Origin of the sequence: Streptomyces sp. PU-14G (assembly GCF_041028275.1) — a bacterium.
In the GTDB taxonomy this organism is placed as follows: Bacteria; Actinomycetota; Actinomycetes; order Streptomycetales; family Streptomycetaceae; genus Streptomyces.
This window is the reverse complement of sequence record NZ_JASKYT010000607.1, coordinates 1-2,480: the sequence shown is the minus strand read 5'-3', so window position 1 is coordinate 2,480 and position 2,480 is coordinate 1. Positions and strand designations below refer to the sequence as shown.

The 2,480-nt window shown below is 71.3% G+C and carries 2 protein-coding genes; one reads left to right on the top strand and one right to left on the bottom strand.

From position 1 onward, the window contains the following. Positions 1-346 precede the first annotated feature (346 nt). Complete coding sequence (locus AB8Z75_RS33950; protein WP_369208839.1) at positions 347-994, top strand: TetR/AcrR family transcriptional regulator; 648 nt, start codon at positions 347-349, stop codon at positions 992-994. 203 nt (positions 995-1,197) lie between these two features. Here AB8Z75_RS33950 and AB8Z75_RS33945 read toward each other — a convergent pair whose 3' ends face one another. Next, positions 1,198-2,151, bottom strand: a complete 954-nt coding sequence (locus AB8Z75_RS33945; RefSeq protein ID WP_369208837.1) for an NAD-dependent epimerase/dehydratase family protein — start codon at positions 2,149-2,151, stop codon at positions 1,198-1,200. Positions 2,152-2,480: the final 329 nt, after the last annotated feature.

The window sequence follows — 2,480 nt, the reverse complement described above, 5'->3', positions numbered from 1 at the left end:
CCCGCGGTACGCCCGCCACCGCTTCCGCCGCCCCTGACCGCGCCCACCCTGGCGACTCCCTCGCGTCCGTGTTTCCCGCACCCGCTGCCGGTCGGCGCCGCGTACCGCTGACCGACCATGTCCCTGCCATGACGTCGAGGCTCTTCCTGCGGTTCCGTGCCACACCCCGCCCGGCCCGACGCCGTGCGGACGTCGGCGCCCGCCCCGCTGTCCTGCGGCGCGGGTGGGGGCGCAGCGGAGGGCGTGGGATAGCGGTACGACCACCCAAAGGGGGCATAGTCTTCGTGATAGCTTGTAACTGACGGATACCGTTGAGGCCGTTGAGAGCGCGGAAAGGTGCACGCCGATGCCGGACACGGGTACGCAGACCCCCCGCGAGCGGTACCGCGCACAGGTTCGCGGAGAAATCAAAGAACGTGCCTGGGAGCAGATCGCCACGGCCGGAGCGTCCGCGGTCTCCCTCAACGCCATCGCCAAGCAGATGGGCATGAGCGGACCGGCGCTCTACCGGTACTACGCCGGCCGCGACGAACTGATCACCGAACTCGTCAGGGACGCGTATCAGAGCCTCGCCGACACCATCCGCGCCGCCTCCGAAGCCGGCGCCGACGTGACCGCGCTGGCGCACGCCCTACGCCACTGGGCCCTGGAGGACCCCCACCGGTACCTGCTCGTCTACGGCACGCCCATCCCCGGCTACCGCGCTCCCGACGACGTCACCGGCATCGCCTCGCAGATCATGACGGTTCTGCTCGACGCCTTCGCAGCCCGCGCCCCGGAAGGCCCCGCGACGGCGTTCGACACGCACCTCGAAAGCCACCGGCCCTGGGCCGAGGACCACCCCGCACCGTCCACGGTCCTCCACCGGGCCCTCATCTTCTGGACGCGGCTGCACGGCGTCCTGTCCCTGGAAGTCGCCGGCCACTTCGCCGGGATGGCATTCGATCCCGCGTTGCTCTTCGCGGCCGAACTGGATGATCTGCTGACCCAATGATCCACTGACTCACTGACCCACTGACCGGCGGCCGGGTCCGGGGGGCTTGCCCGCTCCCCACCCACCCGGAGCGCCTGGCGTACCGGCCGGCCCGGACCGAGCGCCTCCGGCAGCCGCTCGCGGATCAGCGCCTGCCACCTCTCGCGGGTCAGCGTCTCCGGAGGCCCCCCGGCCGTGCCGTCACCGTTCCGGTCGGCGAGACATCAGTGCCGCTCGGCGAGGAAGTCGCGGTACCAGGCGAGGGTGTCGTCGAGGGTGGTGTCCAGGGCGATGGGCTCGACGCCGAAGGCGTTCTGCATCGCGGTGGAGTCCATGATCTGCGGTTCGGTGTGCTGGTAGAACAGCTCGGCGTAGGAGTCCATGAACGTCTGGTCGAAGGGGCCGAACGGTTCGGGCTCGCTCTTCACGGTGAGGCGCAGGGGCTTCCCGAGCAGCCTTTCCAGCACCTCGAAGACCTCGCGGGTGGTGCGGGCGGGAGCGGTGGGCAGGTGCCAGACGCGGCCGTCACCGTGCGGGTTCTCCCCGAGGGTGGCAAGCCCCGCGGCGACGCTGCGGATGTCGGTGTAGCTGTGCGGCAGGTCGATGTCGCCCAGAGCGGCCACTTCGCCACCGGTCAGGGCCCCGGGGAAGACGGCACCGCCGAGGGTCGAGTTGAGGACGCCCGGGCCGACGAAGTCGGCTGAGCGGCCCAGCACCACACTGGCGCGGCCCTGCCGGTGCGCGGCCAGATACTTCTCGTCCAGGGCGGCCCGCATCCTCCCCTTGGCGGTGGTGGCCCGCCACGGGGTGTCCTCGGTCATGACCTCGCCGTGCGTCTCGCCGTACGGGTAGACGGTGTCCAGGACGACCAGGCGGGCCCCCTCGGCCTCGACGGCTCCAAGGACGGCGTCCTGGATGCCGGGCATCACGTCGACCTGGAGGTGGTAGGCGACGTTGACGCAGTGGTAGACCACCGCTGCGCCCTTGAGGACGGCCCGGGCTCCTTCGACGGTGCCGACATCGCCGCGCAGACGGGTCACGCCGTCGGGGGCGGGGCCGGTGCCGGAGCGGTCGACGAGGTGCACCTGGTGGCCGCGGCGGGCCAGTTCCCCGGCGAGCGTGGTGCCGGCCGGCCCGGCGCCGAGAACAACATGCAGGTCGCCTTCGGTAGCGATCATCTTGGGAAACCTTCCCGCCAGTCCTCCCGGACTCTGCTTGTCCGGCTCACTGGCCGTTAGAGCTTGTAACTAGCGCGACAATGCATCACGCACAAGCGACCCTATAGGAAGGAGGACGACCTGTCACTCGGGGAGCGGCCGGCGCGGTGCGCTGCATGCGAGCCCGTCGGCGCGACAGCACGAGGAAGGGGGTGGGAAAGGCGGTCGCGGGCCCGCGCAGCCGTGGTGCGTCCGGTCCCGGGACCGGGCGCGCAGGAGGCGGGCACCTCAATGGAGCCGGCGCGTCGGTGGGCCGAGAMTCCGAGAAGGTGCGGGCGCACGTGGGGCGG